Annotated in this window: 3 protein-coding genes and 1 pseudogene; all 4 read right to left on the reverse strand. The window is 44.3% G+C overall.

Annotated features, from left to right (window positions below):
- Positions 1–308 (reverse strand): annotated as a pseudogene (locus B3180_RS10040) (TonB-dependent receptor); the annotation flags it as partial.
- 336 nt (positions 309–644) lie between these two features.
- On the reverse strand, positions 645–2,453 hold the full coding sequence (locus B3180_RS10045) for a tetratricopeptide repeat protein (RefSeq protein WP_278358293.1): 1,809 nt from the start codon (positions 2,451–2,453) through the stop codon (positions 645–647).
- 151 nt (positions 2,454–2,604) lie between these two features.
- Positions 2,605–5,463: a TonB-dependent receptor domain-containing protein gene (locus B3180_RS10050; protein WP_278358292.1), complete on the reverse strand. Its 2,859-nt coding sequence runs from the start codon at positions 5,461–5,463 to the stop codon at positions 2,605–2,607.
- 170 nt (positions 5,464–5,633) lie between these two features.
- A complete protein-coding gene (locus B3180_RS10055) occupies positions 5,634–6,545 on the reverse strand; it encodes an SAM-dependent methyltransferase (protein WP_271331645.1) in 912 nt (303 codons plus the stop codon).
- Positions 6,546–6,628: the final 83 nt, after the last annotated feature.

A 6,628-nucleotide genomic window follows, 5' to 3' on the forward strand; every position in this document is an offset into this window, starting at 1 on the left:
GTAGCCGCAATTGTACTAGTACGCAACAAGTCACCTAAAGTGGCCAAGCCTTGCTCGGTCGCTTCGTCAGCAGAAATAATATCGATAGGAGTTTCATTAGCGAACGCGTCGCTACGGATACGTGATCCCGTAACCTGGATGCGTTCTGGTTGTTCTTCCTGAGCATTTTGCTCTTCAGCAACTTGCATAGCTTCACGCTCAACATTCTCTTGATCTTGAGCTAAAGCTGGCCCGGCTAAAAATGCCGAACCTACACCTGCCATCAAAATAGTTTTGATGGAGCGTGCCAACAATGACTGTTCTGTCATGTTTAGTCTCCCTGAGTTTTCTTATTATCTAGTTGTATAGTTTTATAAAGCCGCTGCAAGTAAATTTTTTATTAAAGCGGAATGTAAAGAAGACCACAAAATGAAAACAATGGCAACATATTGTTAACAGAAAAAGTTAAATTCAGCTGTAAATTTGACGGAACTTATAAAGCTATAGGAGCTAACCCTAAAAGGTTATAGCTGGCTACCCTCATAAATGAAGTCATTGATATTATTGACAAAGCTCATAGCTATTAATCAGTTGTTGTAACAACACTAGAACGCCTCGCCTAAAAAAAGAAACAAAAACAATTAAGTTGTATAAATTTCATTCGTTTAAGACGGAAAAATATCACAGGGGATGGTGATCCGCTCTTCGTCGGTATCAAAGGGTACCGTGCCATGCCAGCAATAACTGGGGAAAATCACACACATACCAGGCTTGGGACAAACGCTCTTATCGATAGTGTCTAGCTCACCTAAGTTGAGCGATGTCTGCCCAAATTTGATCCAGCCTTTATGTTCAGGGTCGTCTTCTTTTACTTGCTCAGGAATGCTCAAATATGTGCACATTGAAAGCCAACCCTCGGGATGAACATGGTTGGTATGAAAGCCTTGTTTAAACAACTTAACTGACCAGCTTCCACTAAAATGGTACCCGCTGTTATATCGGGAAGTGACCGGATGCTTATTATCATCCGGAAGTTGTGCCAGGTAATCGTTAATAAACTTCTCTAAGCTCTGTTTATAAGCCTGAATAATCGGGTCTTCCATTGAGAGCAATGAACCCACCGTTTGCGTGCCTTTGCATACAGACTGATCTAACGGCTGGTGCTGGGTTCTATGAAGCGCCTGAACCCGCTTAACTAAAATGGGCCAGAATTCTTCTAAAGAATCATAACCATCGGGCGCAGGTAAGTAACCCACTTTCACATAGTCATCGTAATTATTAAGGTACTTTTCCTCTTGCTCTTGACCGCTCAGCTTCATACACAAGCCTTTATAGGCATGTATCTCCTGGTTAAGCGGCTGATTCTCGTGGGCACGATCTAACAATTGAAAAGCCTTATCGTATGCCTTCTGCCTAAGCAAAACATTGGCCTTATCTATTAAGTAGCGTGGATGCCTGGGTTGCTGCTCCAACACTTTATCAAACAGAGTCGACGCTTCTTCAACATCACCTTTACGCAAGCACTGAGTACCCTTCATATGCAGCAAACTGTGCACACCCCCGAAGCGTTCAAGGAACACTTCTATTTCTGAATCTGCTTGCTCGTATTGTTGGGAACGAAGTAAATGAGCCAGGTACGCATAAGCTAATGGCAACGAATCGGGCTGAGTTTTTAACGACTCCCGGAAGGAGGCTAGAAACTTATCTTGATGGTCGTGCTCCCAGTAAAGCTTATTAATAGCCTCGTGCGCCGGAACAAAGTCGTTTTTAAGCCCTATGGTTTTCAGTAGCAGTTGTTCCGCCTGTTCAAAGTCGTTGTCATCATAAGCAAGACAACCCAGTTGAAACTGCCGTTGCGCTTCGTCAAATTTTCCACCCAGTTGTTCTAAAATTTCGCGAGCTGACTTCGTACGCTCGGTGTAACGATAGACCAAAGCTAGATTAAACAATAACGACGGTTCCTGAGGCCATTGCTGGAGGGCTTTTGCAAGTGTCTCTTCTGCCTTATCAAACAACTTATAGTCGAGCTCAGAACGCGCCTTAAGAATTACCGCATTTTTAAAATCCGGCTTTTGTTGTAGCGCTTTAGTCGCCGCTTCTATAGCCGCTAGGTAATCTCTCGACTGATAGTGGAGCGATGCCAAGTTGTACCAGGCGTCAGGCAGTTTCGGGTTTATTTGCAAAGCTTTAGTATAGTTCTGCTTTGCCGCCATTAACTGCTGGCTGCCCTGTAAAAAGTTTGCATAGTTCGACAAAACACTGGGTTGTTTCGGGTTGGCTTTTAAGCTCCGCGCAAAATAATCAGCGGCTTTATCAGGCTCTCTTTGCTTAGTTGCAAGAGCCAATAAATGCAGGATATCCGGGTGGTTAGGAGCCTGCTGATTTAACTGACTGGCAATTTTTTCAGCTTGAATAAAATCATTTTGCTGTAAAGCATTAACGGCTTTTTGGAACTGTTGGGCGAGTTGAGACATAGTAATAACATACAACTTTTTGACAATGTTTTTACAATAACACAACTTTCTCCTTGTGTGAGTAGATAAACTCAAGAGAAACAGAAGGTAAAAAGGCGACCCGAGGGTCGCCTTTATTTTTAAGAACTGTATTCGCCTAAGCGATAGTTTCCTAGAAGCGGAAAGTTACGCTACCGAATACATAACGTCCTAGCGCATCGTGGTAACCGGCAATAGTGTTACCGTTCAGGCTGTTAACGTCACCAACAATGGTAGGTTCTTTATCTAACGCGTTGTTCATACCCAACAGTACAGAAACGTTTTCTGTAACGTCGAAGTTTGCGTTCAGATCGATGTAGCTAGTAGAACCTAAACCGTCGCCGATTAGCTCGTCAGTTTCTCCATCATAGTCAACTGAACCAAGGTAACGCCATTTAGCACCTACACTCCACCAGTCACCAGTACTGTATGTGAAGTTCATTGAATGGCGCCATTCAGCTTGTGGGAAACAGTCTGAGCTGATTACGCCAGCACAGTCAATTGTAGTACCAGCAAGACCAGGAACCGTTGTGGTTTCTTTAGTCATGTAGTACGTACCAGTCAAGCTAACAGCTAACTGACCACCACCAATTTCGGTGTTGTAGTTAATGTTGGTATCGATACCAGTGTTGGTAGATTCAGCCAAGTTAACGCTGGTTGCAGTAACGAAGCCGTCTGTACCACGCCATAAGTCACCTGATGGGCTACGAGTAATCGCGTCACACCACTGTGCTTCACCAGTTTCCGCACACTGGCGGATGATAAGCTCTGCTGAAATTGTACCAATGCGGTCTTCCATCTCAATGTTCCAGTAGTCGATTGAGAAGTTGAAGTTATCAGTTGGGTTACCCACGATACCGAAAGTCATAGTATCCGCAAGCTCTGGATCCAAGTCTGGGTTACCACCAAAGATTGCGTTGTATTGACCCGCAGGGTTAGCAGATACGTTACCGTACTGACCAGCGCTTACACCAGTATTAGCACATTGTTCCTGAGTATACTGAGGATCACCACCGGCACATGGATCAACACCTGCCCACAAACCTATGCCCTGAGTTGCGAAAAGTTCTGCAACGTTTGGCGCACGAACTGCACGGTTGTATGTACCACGAATTTTGTAGTCGTCGTTAACCTGCCAGTCTAAGCCAAGTTTGTACGCTGGCTCACCACCAGATGAACTGTAGTCAGAGTAGCGGTAGCCTAAGTCAACCTGTAGGTTGTTTGCCCAGCTAGCGTCTTCAACTAGTGGTACGTTAATTTCTGTGAATACTTCAGAAACGTTGTAACCACCAATTAAGCTGTCAGTTGGACCACCCTGGCCTGAAAGAGCACCCAGTTGATAAACTTCATCAGCAACACGTTCGAAGTCAACTTCACGGTTTTCAACACCAAATACCGCCGCAACATTGTAGTTAGATGAAGGCATGCTGAAACCAGTTTCACCAGTTACAAACGCGTTAATAATGCGCTGTGTAGTTAAACCGGTCAGGATAGCTGTACCACCTAAGGCGTCAGCTGCTTCTGCCGTTACACCTTGGTACTTGAATACTTCATAAGGAATACAGTCTTCACCACACTCATCTGCGCCTGCTGCACCCAGTACTTGAGGCATACGAGGAACGTAGAAGTCGTTAATGTAAACCGATGATGACTGAGTTGAGCCATACTGGAAGGATACATCGTATTCCCACATAGCACTCAGCTCACCGGTAGCACCAGTAACGATACGGTAAGAGTTGTGCTCAAGGTTATTAATACGAGGACCGCCTTCAACGTTACGCTTACCAATATAAGCCATAATCTGGTCAGTATCTGCGCCGAACTGGTCGCGGAACTGCTGACGCTGAGTATCGCTGAATACGTCGCTGTCTACGTCAAACGCGAAGTTCTGGAAGAAAACACCAGACTGTGCGATTTGACCAGCAGTGCGGTCATGCATATAGCTGGTTTCTAAATAAGGACGGAAGTGATCATTTGCTTCATAGTTTACGAATGAACCGAAAGTGTAACGGTCATTAGGACGCATGAAGTGGTTGATTGGCGCATAGTTATATACGTTGTCAGTAAATGGTGCAAAGCTGCCATCTTCTGTCAATGACCAGAATACTTCTTCATCGAAGTTTGGTGAACCACCTTCAATTGGTGAAATAAAGAAGTTAGGAACTGGAGCGGTTGCAGAACCACCACAGCTAGTGCCTGCGCCGTTTAGAGCACAAGAAGAGTAGTCACGCTCAGCCTGCAACAATTCTTCGTTAGTACGGAAAGTTGCATAAAAACTTGCACTACCTTTACCACCAGCGAACATGCTGCCGCCAGTAACATCTACGGTGTAAGTTTTACCGTCAATGCCTGAACCGCCTTCTGGATAATCGTAACCAGCTTCATCCATCAAGCCTTGCATGTAGCTATTGCTGTTATCGTGCTGATAGCCTGAAGTACCTAAAGTTACTTCAAAACCTTCGATGTCTTTCTTCATTACGAAGTTAACAACACCGGCAACAGCATCAGAACCGTAAGTAGAAGAACCACCACCGGTTAATACTTCAACACGCTCGATAAGAGCGGTTGGGATTTGGTTAACGTCAGCAGCCTGTGAATAAACACCACCTGGCTGTAAACGACGACCGTTTACCAGTACCAAAGTACGGTTAGCACCCAAACCACGTAAGTCAAGGTTTGCAACACCCGCTGCACCGTTAGCAACAAACGAGTTCTGTGTCGCTGTTTCTAGCTGCGGTAGAGTTGCCATCAGGTCTTCCACACGGGTAAAACCAGATGCTTTAACTTCTTCAGAAGAAACCATCTCTACAGGAGATGCAGTTTCTAAGTCCGTACGTTTAATACGAGAACCTGTAACCTGAATACGCTCTACTTCTTCTGCAGCCGTATCAGTGTCATTTTGATTGTCTTGTGCAACTGCTAATGCAGGAAAGCCTAAAGACGCAGCAACTGCTGCAGCCGTTAAGCTTTTTCGAAATGTCATATTTTTCATGAGTAAAAACTCCCTGGAACGTTTTTATTATGCCGCTTCTTTAATAGAAGCTGCTTAAAATTTAACAGGAAGTTAATGGCTTGTAAACTTTTCGTTCTAATTTTGTTGGCTTTGTTGCAAAGAGTGTTAACAAGGCCACAAAAAGTGGCCTGCACTATAAACAAAGAGATTCACTTAAAAGCAATGACACAATTCCCAAACACACCACTCTCAGGAAACTGTACCTGCTGCACTGTAACCTTTTTAAAGCCTGCAGCCTCAAACTGCTTTTGAGTTTCGTCCATATCACCTAACTGTTCAGTTGCTTTCAGTAGAGTTTTGGTTCGTGCTTTGTGTGCATTTAATGAATCCATGTAACCGTTAAGAACCTGGCGCGACTCTGCATCTTTACCTTCTGCTGCCGCATTTAACAGGTGCTTAGTCGCCGGCACAAAATTCATGGCATGAAATGATGGATTGCGCTCATGCTTGCGAACAAACTGATTGAGTATTTGTTGTGCCTGCAAAGCAGAACGCGGTAAGTTTTTAGGGCCGTGCTTCAGTAACGACTCTTGAAGCGGCACCACTGATTTTTTAAGTTGCTTAATCACGGAAGGCATTAAGTCATAAATTGCTTCACTCTTCTTATAAATAACAGACTCTTTTGAGTGAACCAGCGCAATTAACATGCCTCCACGTTTTAGCTGAGCATTAAGGTTCTTCAAACCCTCCGCCATATCGCCGTATTCCAGCCCGTAGTGAGAAACAAAGGTGCCCACTTTTTTATTTGAAGGTAGCTGGAAACTCTCGTAAGGCGTATCACCCTGAAGTTTTAGATCAGTATCAGGTGGGTTCAGCTGAGCAGAGTCGATGCCCTGCACATCAAGTTTCTTGCTTTTTTCTTTTGCATACTCGTTTAACCATTGAACAACAATGCCATTACCGGTACCGATGTCCACCATAGGCTGTTTCACGTCGTTTTCATCCATGCGTTCAAACCAAAACTTTCGCATTTGGTAAGCGGGTAAACGTGAGCTGTCATCTAAAAAACTCGCCTTGGCACCCTTTTGCCAAAAATAACTCCACGGATTACTTTGCGTCATTTCCTTCCCTTATTGTTAGTTTTGTCTTAGCCGAATCATAATAACACTCTCTTATTCTGCCATAAAAAAACCCAGCCGAAGCT

The sequence above is a fragment of the Idiomarina sp. UBA4206 genome (assembly GCF_002383015.1).
GTDB lineage: Bacteria > Pseudomonadota > Gammaproteobacteria > Enterobacterales > Alteromonadaceae > Idiomarina > Idiomarina abyssalis.

Bases quoted from the DNA above. Each gene is read 5' to 3' on its own strand.
- B3180_RS10045 (WP_278358293.1), bottom strand. From the start codon at position 2,453: ATGTCTCAACTCGCCCAACAGTTCCAAAAAGCCGTTAATGCTTTACAG.
- B3180_RS10050 (WP_278358292.1), bottom strand. From the start codon at position 5,463: ATGAAAAATATGACATTTCGAAAAAGCTTAACGGCTGCAGCAGTTGCT.
- B3180_RS10055 (WP_271331645.1), bottom strand. From the start codon at position 6,545: ATGACGCAAAGTAATCCGTGGAGTTATTTTTGGCAAAAGGGTGCCAAG.